We start from the raw sequence: 17398 nt of genomic DNA on the forward strand, positions 1-17398 counted from the left end.
TCAGGGCTTGCTCTGGATGACACCCGCATCGAAGGCATTGATCTGCTGCTTGAAGGCCGCGTTGTTGATGGGTTGCGCCAGGTTGCCGGTGGCGCTGACGCCACCGCTGGAGACCCCGCTCCGGCTCGCCGTCGGGGCGGCGCCGGCCGCGGGCTTGGGTGCCTGGTTGCCGCCGGCGCGCCCCTCGATGGCCTGCTGGGCCTTCTTGGTCAGCACGATGATGTCGATGCGACGGTTGACCGGATTGAGCGGATGCTCGCGATCGAAGGGGGCCGAGGAGGCATAGCCGACGATCCGCGCCACCTGCTCTTCCGGATAGCCACCGGCGATCAGCGCCCGGCGGGCGGCGTTGGCACGACCGGCGGACAGCTCCCAGTTGCTGAAGTCGCCCTTGCCGTTGTAGCGCGCCGCATCGGTATGGCCGCTGATGCTGATCTTGTTCGGCACCTGGCGAATGGTGTCGGCCATGGCCAGCAGGATGTCCTCGAAATAGGACTTCAGCCGCGGACTGCCGGAGTCGAACATCGGCCGGTTCTCGGCATCGACGATCTGGATGCGCAGGCCGTCCTGGGTGATTTCCAGCAGGATCTGGTCCTTGAACTTCTGCAATTCCGGATTCTGCTCGATCTTGTTCTGCAGCTCCTGCAGCAACAGCTCCAGGCGCTCCTTGTCGACCTGCTCGGCGATCTTCTCCGCCTGGCTGGCATCCATCTTCTGGGCCTGCTGGTTCTGATCCTTCTGCGCCGCCGCATTCGGCTGGCGATCCGGCGAACTGTCCGGCGCCTGGGTCGGGTCGGGCTGCACCCGGTTGGAATCGTTGGGGTCGGCGCGCTCCTCCATGTCCGGGTTGACCTTGTTCTGGGTCGAATCCGGTTGCGCCTGGATCTCGGGATTCAGGGTGCGGTCGGGCGCCGGCGTCGGCGTACCGCCCAGGTCGATGACATAGGGGCTGGCGCTTTCGGTGAAGCCGATCGGATCCTGGAAGTAGCCGGCGATGGCCTTCTTCTGTTCCGGGGTGGCCGAGGACATCAGCCAGAGCACCAGGAAGAACGCCATCATGGCGGTGGCGAAGTCGGCGAAGGCGATCTTCCAGGCGCCGCCGTGGTGGCCGGCGGCGCTCTTCTTGACGCGCTTGACGATGATCGGCTGGTTGTTGTCCATCAGCTGCCCCGCATCGCCTGCTCGAGTTCACTGAAGGACGGCCGGTGCGCCGGGAACAGCACCTTGCGGCCGAATTCCACGGCGACGGTGGGCGGCATGCCGCTGGCAGCGGCGACCAGGCAGGCCTTGATGGCCTCCAGCACATTGAGTTCTTCCTTGGCGTCGTGCTCCAGGCAGGTCGCCAGCGGACCGAAGAAGCCGTAGGCCGCGAGAATACCGAGGAAGGTCCCCACCAGGGCCGCACCCACGTGGCCACCGATGGCCGCCTGGTCGCCCTCGCCGAGCATGCCCATGGTGATCACGATGCCCAGTACCGCGGCGACGATGCCGAAGCCGGGCAGGCCGTCAGCGACCCGCGATACCGCGTGGGACGGATGCTCCAGCTCTTCCTTGATGCCGGCCAGTTCCATGTCGAACAGGCCTTCCAGCTCGTGGGGCGCCATGTTGCCGGAGGACATCAGCCGCAGGTAGTCGGCGATGTAGGCGGTCATCCGCTCATCCTTGAGGATGTTCGGGTACTTGCTGAAGATCGGACTCGCCTTGGGATCCTCGACATCCGCCTCGATGGACATCATGCCCTCGCGCCGGCTCTTGTTGAGGATCTCGTAGAGCAGCTTCAGCACGTCCAGGTAGAAGGCGTGGGTGAAGCGATTGCCAAACATCTTCAGCGACTTCTTGAACACCTGCATGAAGGTGCTGCCCGGGTTGGCCTGCAGGAAGGCCCCCAGGGCGGCACCGCCGATGATCAGAACCTCGAGCGGCTGGATGATCGCAGCGATCTTGCCATGCGCGAGGATGTAGCCGCCGAGGACAGCCGCGAATATCACGATGATGCCGATGATTTTTGCCATGGTTGGGAATACTGTGTGCTAAGGAAAATTGAGCCGGGGAATCACCCTCACGCCCCCTTTATCGGACCCGGCGCCCCGGACTGAAGGCCTTTCATCAAATTTCAAGGCGACCGTCGTATGTCCAGCCGCCCGAACACCGTCGAAGACTGGGTCAAACACCTGGAAGGCGTGCGCCTGCCGGTGGCCACCGCCACCGCGGAGCGTCTGCGCCGCGCCCTGGCCGATGGCCGTCTGGCGTTGCATGAGATCGCCGAACGGCTCTGCGAGTCACCCCCCCTGGCGCTGGCCCTGCTGCGCGAGGCCAATCGCGGCCATGCCAGCCTCGGCGATCCGGCCGCCAGTCTGGAAGCCGTGCTCGGCCGCGTCGGACTCGGCCCGGCGGAATACCTGATCGCCCGCCAGCCGACCCTGGCCGAGGAACGCCTGCCGCGTCCGCTGCGCCAGCTGTGCCTGGTCAGCCAGCACGCCATGACCCTGGGGCTGGGCCTGTTCGGCGTGCCCCTGGCGCGACTGTGGCCGGACATCCGCCTGGCCGCCCTGCTCTTTCTGGCGCCGCTCTGGCCGCTGGCGACCCGCTATCCGGAACTCTTCGAGGAATGGGAGCGGCGGGTGCTGGGCGAAGGCGAACCGGCGATAAAGGTCGAGCGCGAGCTGCTCGGCGTGCCGGCGATCCGCCTGTGCCAGGCGCTGGCCCGTCACTGGCAGCTGCCCGAGTGGATCGTCGAAGGCTATCGGCTGCTGGACCAGGATCGCCGGCAACTGGTCAGGGCGTTGCACATCGCCCATGGCGACGATCCCCTCGAACAGCAGCAGCGCCTCGACGACGACCCCACGCTACGGCGCTGGCTGACCCATCCCGGCAACACCATCCTCCTGGCCAACGGCCTGGCGCTGGCCAGCCACCATGCCTGGGACGGTCCCCACACCCTGCGCTGGCAGCGCTTCAGCGCCCTCTACCTGCAACTGCCACTGGCACGGGTGCAGAGTCGCAGCCACGAACTGGCGGTGCAGGACGCCCAGCGCCATGCCCGACCCGGCCTCTGGCACCCGGCCGAAGGCCTGGTCTGGCCGCCGGGCGAACGGCGCCTCAAGCCGGTGCCCCGGGTCCAGGTCGCCAGCGAGAGTCAGGCGCAGCGCTGGCGCGGACTCTGCGAGCAGTTGCTGCACACGCCCAGCGCCTTCGCCACCCTGCCCCAGCTGTTCGATTGCGCCCGCCAGGCGCTGGTGGCCTGCGGCCTGCCGCGGCTGCTGCTGCTGACCCCGGATCGCAACGGCCAGAAGGGCAATGTCCAGCTGCACCATGGCCTGGACGACGCCCCCGGCCTGCAACTGGACATCGCCAGCCATCCGCTGCTGGCCAAGCTGTTCGGCAGCCCCGGCCAGTTGCGCATCGATGACGGCAACCGCGCGCGTTTCGCGCCACACCTGCCCGCCGATCTGCGCCGGCTGTTCAGCAACGAACGGCTCTGGCTGCGCAGTCTGGGCTTTGGCGAGCGGGTGGTGCTGCTGGCGATCCTGGACAGCGAACTGCAGCCGGAGGATCCCCGTCGGACCGCGGCGCTGGACAAGACCTTCACCTGCATCGAGCGCGCCATCGGCACCTTCGCCAATCGTCCGCGGGTACGACCGACCTGACGCTGGCCGGTCAACCTCGGTACACTTCACCTTTGCTACGGACCGACGGGAAATCCGCGATGCCCTTTTCCGCCCTGCCCCTGGTGATCGAACCGGCCGATCTCGCGGCGCGCCTGGATGCGCCCGAACTCATCCTGGTGGATCTCTGCAGCGCCGCCCACTATGCCGAGGGCCATCTGCCCGGCGCGCGCCATGTCGCGCCCGCCCGCACCCAGCTGGGCAGCAAGCCGGCGCCCGGTCTGCTGCCGGCCCAGGCGGACCTGGAGCAGCTGTTCGGCGAACTGGGCCAGCGCGACGAAGCCGTCTACGTGGTCTATGACGACGAAGGCGGCGGCTGGGCCGGACGCTTCATCTGGCTGCTCGATGTCATCGGGCACGGCCACTATCACTACCTCAACGGCGGCCGCCAGGGCTGGATCGCCGCCGGCCTGCCGCTGAGCACCGTGGTGCCCGCGCCAGCCGGGGCACCGGTCGCCCTGACCCTGCACGAGGAGCCCACCGCCAGCCGCGCCTATCTACAGAGCCGGCTGGGCGCCGAGGACCTGGCCATCTGGGACGCCCGCGGCGCCGACGAATACCGTGGCGAAAAGGTGCTGACCGCCCGTGGTGGCCATATTCCCGGGGCGATCAACTTCGAGTGGACCGCCGGCATGGATCGCGAGCGCCAACTGCGCATCCGCGAGGACCTGGGCGCCGAGCTCGAACGCCTGGGCATCACCCGCGACAAGGAAATCATCACCCACTGCCAGACCCATCACCGATCCGGCTTCACCTACCTCGCGGCCAAGGCCCTGGGCTATCCGCGGGTCAAAGCCTATGCCGGCTCCTGGGGCGAATGGGGCAACCACCCCGACACCCCCATCGAATGACTGCCAAGGACCTCCCATGAAACTGCAAGACCGACTGTTCATCCTCGCCCAGCACCTGCTGCCGCACCATCTGCTGTCGCGGGTGATCGGCGGCTTCGCCGAGTGCCGGGCGCCCTGGTTCAAGAATCTGCTGACCCGCTGGTTCGTCCGTCACTATGACGTCGACATGCGCCAGGCCCAGGTGGAAGACCCCACCGCCTACGAGAACTTCAACGCCTTCTTCACCCGCGCCCTCAAGCCCGGCGCCCGTCCGCTGCCGGCCGAAGCCGGCGTGGTGGTGAGCCCGAGCGACGGCGCCATCAGCCAGCTCGGTCGCATCGAGCACGGCCGCATCTTCCAGGCCAAGGGCCACAGCTACAGCCTGCTGGAGCTGCTCGGCGGCGACGGCCTGCGCGCCGCGCCCTTCATGGGCGGCCATTTCGCCACCATCTACCTGTCGCCCAAGGACTACCACCGGGTGCACATGCCGCTCACCGGTACCTTGAAGGAGATGGTCTATGTGCCCGGCCGCATCTTCTCGGTCAACCAGCTCACCGCCGAGAACGTGCCCGAGCTGTTCGCCCGCAACGAGCGGGTGGTCTGCATCTTCGATACCGCCGTGGGCCCCATGGCGGTCATCCTGGTCGGCGCCATGATCGTCGCCAGCATCGAGACGGTGTGGGCCGGCCTGGTCACGCCGCCCAAGCGCGAACTCAAGAGCTTTGCCTACGACGAGGCCGCCCGCGCGCCCATCACCCTGCGTACCGGCGACGAGCTGGGGCGCTTCAAGCTGGGCTCCACCGCCATCGTGCTGTTCGGCCCGGACGCGGTGAACTGGTCCGCTGAACTCGGCGCGCTGTCCACCGTCAACATGGGGCAACTGCTGGGGGTTCCGACCACGCCGGCCCCCTTGACCACCGTTTCCGAGCCAGGGCCTCTCGCCTAGATGCGCGGTTCATTGCCCATCGAACCAGGAGTATGCGCGGCGAATGGATAGCAAAAGGCCACAGCTCATGTTGCGGGTACCGACGCCCGATCAGCGCAGCCTGACGTTTTGTGACGCCACCCCGGCCGGCCTCAAGCGCTGGCTGGAGCAATTGCCACGGGCCAAGCTGGGCGAATTCGCCCGACTGCTCTATCAGGGCCTGCTGGAACTCAACCGGCTGATCCTGACGCCGGAAGCGCGCCTGCGCCTGCTCGAAGCCCTGCGCTCGGACGTGCAGCGGGTCTGCCAGCAGCTCGAACGTCATGTGCTCAACCAGGCCATCGTGCTCGACGAGCGCTCGCGCAAGGTGGCCAATCTCTGCCAGGCCCTGCAGAACCTGCTGGCCGCCGGCTACAAGCTGATCGTGGTCGAGGAAAGCGAGCGCGGCGAACGCAGCACCTTGCTGGCCACCGCCATCCAGCGCGCCCTACGCGCGCTGCTCGGGCCGCTGATCCGCGCCGCCCAGCTCTATACCCCGGTGCACGACAACCTCTGGCTGGAGCTGCACCAGCTCTATCGGCTGGCAGTGACCACCGGCCTGCACAACCAGAAGATTCGCGACGAACTGCTGCCCGGCGACGGCAGCCAGACCATCACCCAGGCCTATGGCGCCGCCCTGCTGTTTGGTGCCGCGCGCTGCAACCAGCTGCGCCAGAGCCATATCGCCCAGCTGACCCTGCACCTGGACGACTGGGCCAGCCTGATCCGCCTGCAAGGGCCCGAACAGAACGGCACCCTGATGGTGGTGGCGCCGCAGATCGACGCCCCGCCGCGTTATCGTTCGCTGTTGCGTGAAGCCAATCTCAACGGTCTGCTCGGTCTTGCGCCGCAACAACTGGTGCAGGCCATCGAGGACTACTTGGCGCTGGCGCCGGAGCAGCGGCCGCGCGCGCGCCTGCCGGTGCATGGCGACCTGTCCCTGGATCTGCTGCAGCACCTGGTCGGCGCCTGGGGCCAGGAAGCGGACCGCGCCTTCCAGCGCATGCCCGGCCAGGGCCAGGTGCAGGTCTGCATCGGCATGAGCGCCCTGCACTACCAGCTCGCGGGGGGGCAGGTGTTCGCCGACACCCTGCGCCTGTCCGCGCAGGCCGTGCCGGACGCCTTCGCGCCCAAGCCCAAGGAAGACGTCTGGTCGCTGGCCTTCGATGCCGATACCCGCGCACCCGACGCCCTGGACTGGAGCGCCGAGTCCCTGGAAGAAATCCATTACGACGTCCTGCCCGGCGACGGCGAGGCGGCCAGTCCGGCCTTTCCGATCCATGCGGTGCAGGTGGTCAATCACAGTCCGGGCGGCTATTGCCTGAGCTGGAGCGGCGAGGTCCCCGAGCAGCTGCAGGCCGGCGAACTGCTCGGCGTGCGCCTGCCCGAGGATCACAACTGGGGCCCGGCGGTGGTGCGCTGGGTACGCCAGGTGCCCGGCAGCGGAACCCACATGGGCGTCGAACTGCTGGCCCCCACCGCACGGCCCTGCGGGCTGCAGCTGCTGCGCAAGGCCGAGCAGAACAGTCAGTACCTGCGTGCCCTGCTGCTGCCGGAGATCAAGGCCATCGACCAGGCGCCGACCCTGATCGCGCCGCGACTACCCTTTCAGGAGGGCAGCAAGGTGCAGATCAATCAGCAGGGCAACGAGCAGCGCGGCATGCTCGACCGGCGTCGCAGCATGACGGTGAGCTTCAGCGTCTTCGAATATCACCTGCTGGAACAGAGCGGCGCTCAGCCCAGCGGCGGCCCTGCCGGCGGTGGCGCCCGGCAGGAAGAAGACTTTGACTCGCTGTGGAAGTCTCTGTAGCTTCGATAAATCATCGTTATCGCCAGGGCGCGAATAGACCATGGCCGCCGAACACAGTGCGATCCGCCTGTTACTGCTCGAAGCATCGCAGAACGAGGCGGAACGCCTGGTCAGTCTGTTCCGCAACGCCGGACGGGCGACGCGGGCCCAGCGTCTGACCGACCCTGCAGGTCTCGACGAACTGCTGTCCCAGTCCTGGGACCTCGCCATCCTCGCCCCGCCCTCTCCCGAACTCGACAGCCTGAGCGCGCTGCGCCAGCTGCGTCGCCGCGTGCCCCAACTCGCCGTCATCCAGCGGGTGCCGCCGGACGATCCCGCAGCGGTGCTCGACGCCCTGCGCCTGGGCGCCCGCGATGGCATCGCCAGCGACAACGACGAGCACCTGCTGCTGGCCAGTCTGCGCGAACTCGGCAACCTGGCCGAGCGCCACGAGCGCCGCCGCCTGGAGCAGGCCCTGGCCGAGGCCGAACAGCGCTGCCAGCTGCTGCTGGCCAACGCCGTGGAGGCGGTCGCCTATGTCCACGACGGCCTGCATATCCACGTCAACTCGGCCTATGTGGAGCGGCTGGGCTATCCATCCGCGGAAGACCTGGAGATCACGCCGCTGATGGACCTCATCGCCGCCGCCGACCAGCCGGCGCTGCGCGAGGCCTTTCGCCAGTTGCGCGACGACCCCAGTCCCCTCGAACTGGACTGCCGGTGCGTCCGCCAGGACGGCAGCACCCTCGGTGTGCGCCTGCGCCTGACGCCGGCCATCTACCTCGACGAACCCTGCGTGCAGCTGCACCTGCGCGAGGAACGCGCGGCCCCGGCCGCCGAGGCCCTCGAGGAACAGCTGCGCGAGGTGCGCTTCCAGGACACCCTCACCGGTCTGCTCAATCGCAGCCGCATGCTCGAACTGCTCGAAGACGCCCTGGAGCGCGCCCGACTCGGCGCGCCGGCCAGCTTCGCCTACCTGAGCATCGATCGCTATCCAACCCTGCTGGCCGAGCTGGGCATAGGTGCCATGGACGAGTTGCTGGTAGCCCTGGCCGAGCGCCTGCGCGAGCACTTCGGCACCCTGGTGACCCTCTCGCGCTTCGCCGATGACGCCTTTACCGCCCTCCTGCCGCAGGCGGCCGACGCCAGCCTGGACAGCGCCTTCGAGCGCCTGCTGGGTCGTCAGGAGCGGCAGCCGCTGACCCTGGCAGGGCGCACCCTGGCGATCAGCTATTCCATCGGCGTGGTCAGCCTGGACAACCACACCAAGAGCGCCGGTGATCTGGTGGACCGGGCGCACCGCTCCGCGCGCCAGGTCGCCCAGCGCGGCGGCAACGCCTGCAAACGCTACGATCCCCAGGAAGAGCTGGCCGCCGCCGCCAATCGCGGCAATCTGGTGGCCATGGTCAAGCAGGCCCTGCAGCAGAACGGCTTCCGCCTGCTGTTCCAGCCGGTGATCGGCCTGCGCGGCAGCAGCCACGAGTACTACGAGGCGCTGCTGCGGCTGGTCAATCCCCAGGGCGAAGAGGTCTCCCCGACCGAATTTGCCCGCACCGCCCGCGACAGCGGCCTGAGCGGCCAGATCGATCGCTGGGTGATCCAGCAGGCGGTGCGTCAGCTGGGCGAACACCGCGCCCGCGGCCACGGTACCCGCATCTTCGTGCACCTCTCGGGCGCGACCCTGGGCGATCTGGAGTTGCTGCCCTGGCTGCGGGAAACCCTGCAGGGGCATCAGCTGGACGCCGAGGCGGTGATCTTCCAGCTCAGCGAAGAAGACCTGCTGGCCCAGCCGGAGCAGGCCCTGGCCATGGCGCAGCGCCTGCGCCGCCAGGGTCATCCGGTCACCCTGAGCGGCTTTGCCGCCGGCGATCCGCCCCTGGCGGCGCTGCGGCTGCTGGTACCGGATTACGTCAAGCTGTCGGGCAAGCTGATCAAGGATCTGGGACAGCCGGAGCACCAGGAACGGCTCAAGGCCATGGTCGCCGAGTTGAGCGCCCAGAACGTCCAGACCATCGCGCCCTTCGTCGAGAGCGCCAGCGTGCTGGCCCAGCTCTGGCAGGTCGGAGTGCACTTCATCCAGGGCTACTACCTGCAGGAGCCCAGTCAGGCGATGGACTACGAATTCCACCCCGAGCACTAGGGCTCGGGATGGCCGTCGAACGGGACCTCAGTCGCGGGTGAGCCGGTCTTCCACACCGAGCAGATAGAGCACGCCATCCAGGCCCAGCACGCTCACCGATTGGCGGGCGGACTGGCGCACCAGCGGCTTGGCGCGAAAGGCCACGCCCAGCCCGGCCAGGGCCAGCATCGGCAGGTCGTTGGCGCCGTCGCCCACGGCGATGGTCTGCTCCAGCGTCAGGCCTTCACGGCTGGCCAGTTCCTGCAGCAGGTCGGCCTTGCGCTGGGCATCGACGATGGGCTCGACGGCGCGGCCGGTCAGCTTGCCGTCGACGATCTCCAGTTCGTTGGCATAGACGTAGTCGATGCCCAGACGTGCCTGCACCTGGCGGGCGAAATAGGTGAAGCCGCCGGAAAGGATGGCGGTCTTGTAGCCCAGCCGCTTCAACTCGGCGAACAGCCGCTCGGCGCCCTCGGTCAGGCGCAGCCCGGCACCGATGTCTTCCAGCACCTCTTCGGACAGGCCCTGCAGCAGCGCCATGCGCTCGGTGAAGCTGGCGCGGAAGTCGATCTCGCCACGCATGGCCCGCTCGGTGATGGCCGCCACCCGCTCGCCGATGCCGGCGGCCTTGGCCAGTTCATCGATGACCTCGGCCTGGATCAGGGTGCTGTCCATGTCGAACACCGCCAGGCGGCGATGCTGTCGCTGCAGATCGTCAGGTTGCCAGCCGATGTCGGCCTGGCCTTCCTGGGCCAGCGCCAGCAGCCCCGCGCGCAGCGCCTGGGGCTCGTGCGGCTCGCCGGTGACGCGCAGCTCCAGGGCCGCGCGCGTGGTCGCGCCCGGCTCGCTCAGGGCGCGGATGGCATGGATGTTCAGGCCCTGCTCGCGGCACAGCGCGGCCAGGCGGGTCAGCGGCAGATCGGCCAGGGTACGACCCATCAGCGTCAGGACATGGGCTTCGCCGGTTTCCGGCGCCGGCTGCGCCAGGGGCGCCACCTGCAGGCCCAGGGCCTGCAGCGCCTGCTGCAACGCGGCGCCGGCACTGGCCGGGCTGACCAGCAGGGTCACGGCGGCACTGTTGTCCAGCCCCTGCTGCTGCAGCGATTCCAGCCGGGCACCGGCCGCGGCCAGGGCGCCGGTGAGAGCAGCCAACCAGTCGGCGGGCAGGATGCCCACGGCCTGGAGTCCGATAACGTCTTGCATGGCGATCCCCTCGCGGAAAAGCGCGCAGTCTACCCTTTCGCCCCGACGGTGCCGAGCCATGGGCACCGGCTGGCGGCGGGAGTCCACCGCCGGCCTCTTTTGCGGGCGAAGCCCTGCATTCGCCGTTTTCGCACCCCTGGCGCGCTGGTTATACTGGCCGCACATTTTTTGTCCAAAGAAACGATTTCTGTGACCCGCCCCGCGACCGTCAAGCCCGATAATTTCTTCCTGCTGATCTACCGAGCCCTGCGCCAGCGTCGTGTGCCGGTGGCCTTGCGCATCGTTTCCCACAGCCTGCTGCTGGTGGCGGCCGCCCTGGTGATCTATGCCGGCATCATGAGCATGCAGTTTCGCCATGCCATGCAGCAGCAGGCCGACGCCGTCGGCCAGAGCCTGGTGACCCAGACCGCCAACTCCGCCGCCGAATTGCTGGTGGCCAACGACAACCTCAGCCTCAATGTGCTGCTGAGCAACCTGGCGCGCAATCCGCTGGTGGCCCATGCCGCGGTCTACAGCCCGGACAACCGGGTGCTGGCCGAATCCGGCACGCGCCCGAGCCAGGGCCTGCTGACCGCCACCGACGGCATCTACAGCACGCCGATCCGCTTCCAGGACGTCACCGCCGGCCAGGTGCGCCTGGCGCTGGACATGGACCAGTTCCAGCAGCCGATGATGATCAGCCTGCAGAACATGGGACTGCTGGGCCTCATCCTGCTGGCCCTGACGCTGATCCTCAGCCTGCGCCTCGGGCGCCAGCTGTCGACGCCGCTGCTGGAGCTGCGCGTCTGGCTGCGCGATCCCGATGACCCCGCCCCGGGCGCCGGGCGCCTCGACGAACTGGGCGACCTGGCCCGCCAGCTGCAGAGCCGCCTGGTACCGCCCAAGCCGCCCAAGGCGGAAGTGGCCGACGAAGACGACGATCCCTTCGCCGACGAGCAGGGTGGCCTGAGCGTCAAGCCGCCTGCGCGCAAGGCCGCCGCCAAACCGGCCGCGCGCAAGGCGCCCGTGGCAGACGCCGACAGCGAGCTGGACGCCGACGCCTTCGCCGAGCTGGTACCGGACTCCTTCACCGAGCCGCCGCCCACGCCCGCTCCGGTGGTGCCCACCGAACCCGATATCGTCACCTCCGCGGTGCTGGCCATCCAGCTCGGCGCCCAGGACCAGCTCAGCCGGCTGCCGCGCAGCCGCCTCGAACAGCTGCTGGAGCGCTATCGCGACTGCCTGCAGCAGGCCACCGAGCTCTATGACGGCGAACTCCACACCCTCAAGGACGGGGGCAGCCTGATCCTCTTCCACGAGCGCAGCGACGACGACGACTACCTGACCCGCGCGCTGTGCTGCGGCGAGATCATGCGTGCCCTGGGTCATGCGCTGCAGGTGGAAGTGGTTGGCAGCGGTGCAACCCTGCAGCTGCAACTGGGTCTGACGCAGGGCGAACGCCTCGCCGGCCTGGAGCTTGCCCAATTGCTGGAAAACACCACCGTGCGCAATGCCCAGGCGCTGAGTCGCCACAGTCGCAACCTGTTGCTGGTCGAGCAGAGCATCGCCGAGGACGAGCTGCTGCGTAAACGCGCCCGTATCCGCACCATCGCCAGCCCCGCCGGGGCCAGTTGCGTGGAACGTCTCCTGGAACCCTACTCCGCGACGCTGGAGCGTCATCTGGTCCGGCTCGAGGCGCGTTAAAGCGCCCACCCGACCCCACCTATGAGCGCCCTCCTGCCCCGTCTCGCCCTCGTTGCGCTGTTGCTGGCGGCCTGCGCTGCCCAGGCGGCGCCCAACGCGAGCAGCGTGCGACTGCCCGATGGCGGGGTCTATACCGGCGAGATCGTCAGCGGTCTGCTCAACGGCAGCGGGCGCATCGAGTGGCCCAACGGCAACTGGCTCAAGGGCCGCTTCAAGGACGGCCTGGCCGAGGGCCCCGGCGAACAGCAATTCGCCGACGGCACCTACTACCAGGGCACCTTTCGCCGCGGTCTCTACCATGGCCAGGGCAATCTGATCAGCAGCAGCGGCTGGGAGTACCACGGCAGCTTCGTCAATGGCCGCATGCAGGGCCAGGGCTCCAAGCTCGACAGCGACGGCACCCAGACCATCGGCACCTTCAACGACGGCCACCTCAACGGCGTCGGCCAGTGGCAGGAGCCGGGCGGCGATCGCTATGACGGCGAATTCGTCGACGACCAGTTCGAAGGCGCCGGCGTCTATCGCAGCGCCGGTGGCGATCTCTGGCGCGGGCGCTTCAGTGGCGGCGAGCTGACCGGCAACGGCGAATTCGTCGGCAGCGACAGCAGCCAGTACCGCGGCGCCTTCCGCAACTGGAAATTCGATGGCCAGGGCGTGCTCACCAACAGCGACGGCAGCGTCTATCGCGGCAACTTCGCCGATGGCGTCTATGCCGGCATGGGCGTCCTGACCCGCGCCGACGGCCAGGTGGAACGGGGTCTCTGGGAGGGCGGCAAGCGCATCCGCGACGACCAGGGCCAGTACATCGCCGATCCCCTGGAGCGCGCCCTGCTCGATCAGGGCAAGGTGCTCGACCAGGAATTGCAGCAGATCCCCGCCTCCACCCCCGCCACCGAACTCTATGGCCTGGTCCTGGCCGGCGACGGCGGCCAGGGCGTGTTCCAGCGCGAGGCCAACTATGTGGCCAACTTCCTGACCACCACCTGGGGTGCCCGCGACGTCGTCCACCTGATCAACGCCAAGGACATCCGCAGCGACCATCCGCTGGCCACCCGCGAGAATCTCTACCAGAGTCTGCAGGCGCTGGCCCAGCGCACCGGTCCGGAAGACCTGATCCTCATCTACCTGACCAGCCACGGCTCGGCCGACCATCAGCTGGTGCTCTCCCAGCCGGGCCTGGATCTCTCCAGCCTGCCGGCGGCGGAGCTCGGCCGCCTGCTCGCGCCGCTGCGCGGACGCGACAAGCTGATCATCGTCTCCAGCTGCTACAGCGGCGGCTTCATCCCGCAACTGCAGGACGACCATACCCTGGTGATGACCGCCTCCAAGGCCGATCGCACCTCCTTCGGCTGCACCGACGAAGCCGATTTCACCTATTTCGGCCGCGCCCTGTTCGCCGAGGCCTTCCAGCACACCGACGATCCCGAGCAGGCCTTCCAGCGCGCCCGCGACACCGTGTCGGTGCGCGAGAAGACCGAAGGCTTCGACCCGTCCGAGCCGCAGCTCTGGGCACCGCCGGCCGTGCTGCAGAAGTGGCGCGCCTGGCGCGCGGGTCGCTGAGAGCCGCCTTTGCCTTGGGGCTTTGACGAACAACCGGAACGCCTGAGGTCCAACCTGACATCAGCGGTCGCCGCTACAAGGAGAGCCCCGTGTACCTGACGCCTCAGCATGCCCTCATCGCCGGCGCCACTGGCCTGACCGGCGAACACCTGCTCGACCGCCTCCTCAACGAGCCGACGGTCCCCCGGGTGCTGGCGCCGACCCGTCGCCCGCTGGCGGAACACGCCCGGCTGGACAATCCGGTGGGTGACCTAAACAGCCTGCTGCCGACCCTGGAAGGCCCGCTGGATGTGGCCTTCTGCTGCCTGGGCACCACCATGAAGCAGGCCGGCTCCGAAGCCGCCTTTCGCGCCGTGGACTATGGCCTGCCCCTGGCGGTCGGCCAGCGCGCCCTGGAACTGGGCGCCCGCCACTACATCGTGGTCAGCGCCATCGGCGCCGACTCTCAGTCCTCGATCTTCTACAACAAGGTCAAGGGCGAACTGGAAGAAGCCCTGCGCGCCCAGGGCTGGACGCAACTGACCCTGGCGCGACCGTCGCTGCTGATCGGCCAGCGCCAGGAAGAACGCCTGGGCGAGCGCCTGGCCGCCCCCTTGTCGCAATGGCTGCCCGGCAAGTGGCACGGCATCGAAGCCGCCGTGCTGGCCCGCGCGCTATGGCGCCTGGCCCTGGAAGAAGGCAAGGGCGTGCGCGTGGTGGAATCGGACGAATTGCGCAAGCTGGGGCGATAAAGGCGTAGCGCCAGGGGCGGGGTTGCCGCCCTCGCGGTCATGGCGATCCGCCGATGCGGCCACTCCCCGCTCGGACAGCTCCCTCTCCCTCCGGGAGAGGGTTGGGGTGAGGGCATGCCTCACAACGAAGCCACCCGCGGAAAAGGCTGCGCCGTTTTTCACGCTACGGCGCCTGCACATGCTCGGATAAGCCCCCTCACCCTCTGGGAGAGGGTTGGAGTGAGGGCGCGCCGCACGACGAACTAGCCAGTGGAAAAGGCTGCGCCGTTTTCCACGCTACGGCGCCTGCACGTGCTCGGATAAGCCCCCTCTCCCTCTGGGAGAGGGCTGGGGTGAGGGCGCATCCCCCGACGAACTCACCAGCGGAAAAGGCTGCGCCGTTTTCCACACTACCGAGCTATCACGGCCACTCAGGCCGGCTGGGCCAGCACCATCTGGTCGACCTCCTGCACCAGCCAGTCGTGCAGGGCGCGCAGGCGGGGATCGGCCAGGGCGCCCTGGGCATAGAGCAGCATGTATCTCTTGTGCGCCGGTACCGAACGGCCGAAGGGTGGCACCACCAGCACGCCACGGGCCAGCTCGTCGGTGATCAGGGCGCGGCGGGCGATGGCCACCCCCATGCCGGCGATAGCCGCCTCTATGGTCAGGTGGTTGCGGTTGAAGGTGTGACCCCGGCGCACATCCAGCGCCGGCGCGCCGATGCTGGCCAGATAGAATTCCCACTCGGCGTATTCGTAGCTGCCGCGCCAGGCGGTGATGTCGTGCAGCAGCGGATAGAACTCCAGGTCCTCCGGCCGCTCCAGCGGCGGTCGCCCCGCCAGCAGGCTGGGCGCGCAGACCGGAAATATCTCTTCCTCCATCAGCGGCGTCGAGGCCAGGCCCGGATAGCTGCCGTCGTTGAGGTCGATGGCCAGGTCGAATTCGCCCTCGCGCAGCGACCAGCTGCTGTCTTCGGCCACTAGTCGCAGTTGCAGGTCGGGAAAGCGCGCCTGCAGCCGCGGCAGTCGCGGCGTCAGCCACTTGCCCAGGAACGAAGGGATCGACCTGAGGCGCACCACGCCGCCGAACTGACCGGCGTTGAGACGGCGCAATTCGGCGTCGATCAGCCCATAGGCCTGATTCAGGGTGGTTGCCAGGCGCTGGCCTTCGGCGGTCAGCTCCAGGCCACGGGCCACGCGGTGAAACAGCTTGAAGCCCAGGCGCTCTTCCAGCTGGCGCATCTGCTGGCTGATGGCGCCAGGCGTCACGTGCAGCTCTTCGGCGCAGCGCGTGAAGGACAGGTGCCGGGCGGCGCAGGCGAAGACCTGCAACCAAGCCTGGGTTTGGGCGTTGAGGATCCGGCTCATCGATGAGTTCCGCTAAAGGATCGCTTAGAAGCTTTCGTTTGTGCGAGCTGAGGGCTTATCACCACTATGAGCCATCCGCCGGCAGCTTGTCTGGCGACCATTCAAGCTCAATCAGGGATTATCGTCATGGCCATCAGCGTCTTCGACCTGTTCAAAATCGGCGTGGGTCCGTCCAGTTCCCATACCGTGGGCCCGATGCGGGCCGGCGCCCTGTTCGCCCAGCGCCTGGTCGACGAAGGTCTGCTGGAACAGGTCAAGCGGGTCGAGGTACGCCTTTACGGATCGCTCTCGGCCACCGGCGTCGGCCATGGCACCGACCGCGCCACCCTGATCGGCCTCATGGGCGAATGGCCGGATCGCGTCGATCCCGCCGCCGTGGAGCCGCGCATCGAAGCCCTGCGCAACGAGCGCCAGCTGCTGCTGGCCGGGCGCCAGGCGATCCACTTCGACTGGCAGGAAGACCTGCTGCTCCTGGACGAGAGCCTGCCCTATCACCCCAATGCCATGACCCTGACCGCCTTTGGCGCCACTGGCGAGGTGGCCGAGGCGACCTACTATTCCATCGGTGGTGGCTTCGTGGTGGACGCCGCCCAGGCCGCCAGCGGCGTGCTGGACAACGACACCACCGAACTGCCCTACGACTTCTCCAGCGGCGCCGAGCTGCTGCAGCTGTGTCGCCGTCATGGCCTGGGCGTGGCCGAGCTGATGCTGGCCAACGAAAAGAGCTGGCGCTCCGAGGAAGAGATCCGCAGCGGCCTGCTGCGCATCTGGAGCGTGATGCGCGAATGCGTGCAGAACGGTCTCGCCAACGAGGGCATCCTGCCCGGCGGCCTCAAGGTGCGTCGCCGCGCCGCCCGCCTGCACCAGAGTCTGCAGGCCATCGGCAAGCCCAACGTCATCGGCTCCACGCTCTCCGCCATGGAATGGGTCAACCTCTTCGCCCTGGCGGTGAACGAGGAGAACGCCGCCGGCGGACGCATGGTCACCGCGCCCACCAACGGCGCGGCCGGGATCATCCCGGCGGTGCTGATGTACTACATGAAATTCAATCCCGACGCCTGCGACGACGACGTGGTGCGCTTCATGCTCGCCGCCGCCGCGGTCGGCATCCTGTGCAAGAAGAACGCCTCCATCTCCGGTGCCGAGGTGGGCTGCCAGGGCGAGGTCGGCTCGGCCTGCGCCATGGCCGCGGCCGGTCTGGCCGAGGTGCTGGGCGCCAGCCCGGCGCAGCTGGAAAACGCCGCCGAGATCGGCCTGGAGCACAACCTGGGACTGACCTGCGATCCGGTCGGCGGCCTGGTGCAGGTGCCCTGCATCGAGCGCAATGCCATCGCCGCGGTCAAGGCGATCAACGCCGCCCAGATGGCCCTGCGCGGCGACGGCGAGCACTTCATCTCCCTCGACCAGGTGATCCGCACCATGAAGGAAACCGGCGCGGACATGCACAGCAAGTACAAGGAAACCTCGCGCGGCGGTCTGGCCGTGACCTTCGTGGAGTGCTGAGAGAC

The 17398-nt window shown here is 68.2% G+C and carries 13 protein-coding genes; 9 read left to right on the forward strand and 4 right to left on the reverse strand.

Annotated features, from left to right (window positions below):
• On the reverse strand, nt 1-1161 hold the full coding sequence (locus PSK12I2_RS0113640; protein WP_027598847.1) for a flagellar motor protein MotB: 1161 nt from the start codon (nt 1159-1161) through the stop codon (nt 1-3).
• Entirely contained in the window at nt 1161-2012 is an 852-nt protein-coding gene (gene motA / locus PSK12I2_RS0113645; RefSeq protein ID WP_027598848.1) for a flagellar motor stator protein MotA, read from the reverse strand. The genes PSK12I2_RS0113640 and motA overlap by 1 nt, the downstream gene beginning before the upstream one ends.
• 117 nt (nt 2013-2129) lie before the next feature.
• Between motA and PSK12I2_RS0113650 the strand changes: the two genes are divergently transcribed.
• The 5 genes from PSK12I2_RS0113650 to PSK12I2_RS0113670 all read left to right on the forward strand — a co-directional run bounded on the left by PSK12I2_RS0113650 (nt 2130) and on the right by PSK12I2_RS0113670 (nt 9388).
• The gene (locus tag PSK12I2_RS0113650; protein WP_027598849.1) at nt 2130-3647 is read left to right on the forward strand and encodes an HDOD domain-containing protein; all 1518 of its coding nucleotides are present in this window, start codon (nt 2130-2132) and stop codon (nt 3645-3647) included.
• Between the two features lie 59 nt (nt 3648-3706).
• On the forward strand, nt 3707-4516 hold the full coding sequence (locus tag PSK12I2_RS0113655) for a rhodanese-like domain-containing protein (RefSeq protein ID WP_027598850.1): 810 nt from the start codon (nt 3707-3709) through the stop codon (nt 4514-4516).
• 16 nt (nt 4517-4532) lie between these two features.
• Nucleotides 4533-5441: an archaetidylserine decarboxylase gene (gene asd / locus PSK12I2_RS0113660; protein ID WP_027598851.1), complete on the forward strand. Its 909-nt coding sequence runs from the start codon at nt 4533-4535 to the stop codon at nt 5439-5441.
• Between the two features lie 67 nt (nt 5442-5508).
• On the forward strand, nt 5509-7269 hold the full coding sequence (locus tag PSK12I2_RS0113665) for a hypothetical protein (protein WP_037007721.1): 1761 nt from the start codon (nt 5509-5511) through the stop codon (nt 7267-7269).
• 40 nt (nt 7270-7309) lie between these two features.
• A complete protein-coding gene (locus PSK12I2_RS0113670; RefSeq protein WP_027598853.1) occupies nt 7310-9388 on the forward strand; it encodes an EAL domain-containing protein in 2079 nt (692 codons plus the stop codon).
• 27 nt (nt 9389-9415) lie between these two features.
• Here PSK12I2_RS0113670 and serB read toward each other — a convergent pair whose 3' ends face one another.
• Nucleotides 9416-10570, reverse strand: a complete 1155-nt coding sequence (gene serB, locus PSK12I2_RS0113675; RefSeq protein WP_027598854.1) for a phosphoserine phosphatase SerB — start codon at nt 10568-10570, stop codon at nt 9416-9418.
• Nucleotides 10571-10759: 189 nt separating this feature from the next.
• On the opposite strand from serB, the gene PSK12I2_RS0113680 reads away from it, so the two are divergent.
• The 3 genes from PSK12I2_RS0113680 (at nt 10760) to PSK12I2_RS0113690 (ending at nt 14544) form a co-directional block, all read left to right on the forward strand.
• The gene (locus tag PSK12I2_RS0113680) at nt 10760-12253 is read left to right on the forward strand and encodes an AhpA/YtjB family protein (RefSeq protein ID WP_027598855.1); all 1494 of its coding nucleotides are present in this window, start codon (nt 10760-10762) and stop codon (nt 12251-12253) included.
• Nucleotides 12254-12274: 21 nt separating this feature from the next.
• Nucleotides 12275-13813, forward strand: coding sequence for a C13 family peptidase (locus tag PSK12I2_RS0113685; RefSeq protein WP_027598856.1), 1539 nt, complete (start codon nt 12275-12277; stop codon nt 13811-13813).
• Between the two features lie 89 nt (nt 13814-13902).
• A complete protein-coding gene (locus tag PSK12I2_RS0113690) occupies nt 13903-14544 on the forward strand; it encodes an oxidoreductase (RefSeq protein WP_007161182.1) in 642 nt (213 codons plus the stop codon).
• 410 nt (nt 14545-14954) lie between these two features.
• Here the strand turns inward: PSK12I2_RS0113690 and PSK12I2_RS0113695 are convergent, their stop codons facing one another.
• Nucleotides 14955-15890 carry a LysR substrate-binding domain-containing protein gene (locus PSK12I2_RS0113695; RefSeq protein WP_017642882.1) on the reverse strand — a complete coding sequence of 312 codons (936 nt, stop codon included), beginning with the start codon at nt 15888-15890 and terminating at the stop codon, nt 14955-14957.
• Between the two features lie 126 nt (nt 15891-16016).
• Here PSK12I2_RS0113695 and PSK12I2_RS0113700 point away from each other — a divergent pair, with 126 nt between their 5' ends.
• Complete coding sequence (locus PSK12I2_RS0113700; protein WP_027598857.1) at nt 16017-17393, forward strand: L-serine ammonia-lyase; 1377 nt, start codon at nt 16017-16019, stop codon at nt 17391-17393.
• Nucleotides 17394-17398 lie beyond the last annotated feature (5 nt).

Origin of the sequence: Pseudomonas sp. MOIL14HWK12:I2, from assembly GCF_000510745.1 — a bacterium.
In the GTDB taxonomy this organism is placed as follows: domain Bacteria; phylum Pseudomonadota; class Gammaproteobacteria; order Pseudomonadales; family Pseudomonadaceae; genus Chryseomonas; species Chryseomonas oryzihabitans.

Coding starts and splice junctions, on each gene's coding strand:
- PSK12I2_RS0113685 (WP_027598856.1), top strand. CDS start 12,275: ATGAGCGCCCTCCTGCCCCGTCTCGCCCTCGTTGCGCTGTTGCTGGCG.
- PSK12I2_RS0113665 (WP_037007721.1), top strand. CDS start 5,509: ATGTTGCGGGTACCGACGCCCGATCAGCGCAGCCTGACGTTTTGTGAC.
- PSK12I2_RS0113650 (WP_027598849.1), top strand. CDS start 2,130: ATGTCCAGCCGCCCGAACACCGTCGAAGACTGGGTCAAACACCTGGAA.
- PSK12I2_RS0113670 (WP_027598853.1), top strand. CDS start 7,310: ATGGCCGCCGAACACAGTGCGATCCGCCTGTTACTGCTCGAAGCATCG.
- motA (WP_027598848.1), bottom strand. CDS start 2,012: ATGGCAAAAATCATCGGCATCATCGTGATATTCGCGGCTGTCCTCGGC.
- PSK12I2_RS0113655 (WP_027598850.1), top strand. CDS start 3,707: ATGCCCTTTTCCGCCCTGCCCCTGGTGATCGAACCGGCCGATCTCGCG.
- PSK12I2_RS0113700 (WP_027598857.1), top strand. CDS start 16,017: ATGGCCATCAGCGTCTTCGACCTGTTCAAAATCGGCGTGGGTCCGTCC.
- PSK12I2_RS0113640 (WP_027598847.1), bottom strand. CDS start 1,161: ATGGACAACAACCAGCCGATCATCGTCAAGCGCGTCAAGAAGAGCGCC.
- asd (WP_027598851.1), top strand. CDS start 4,533: ATGAAACTGCAAGACCGACTGTTCATCCTCGCCCAGCACCTGCTGCCG.
- PSK12I2_RS0113695 (WP_017642882.1), bottom strand. CDS start 15,890: ATGAGCCGGATCCTCAACGCCCAAACCCAGGCTTGGTTGCAGGTCTTC.
- serB (WP_027598854.1), bottom strand. CDS start 10,570: ATGCAAGACGTTATCGGACTCCAGGCCGTGGGCATCCTGCCCGCCGAC.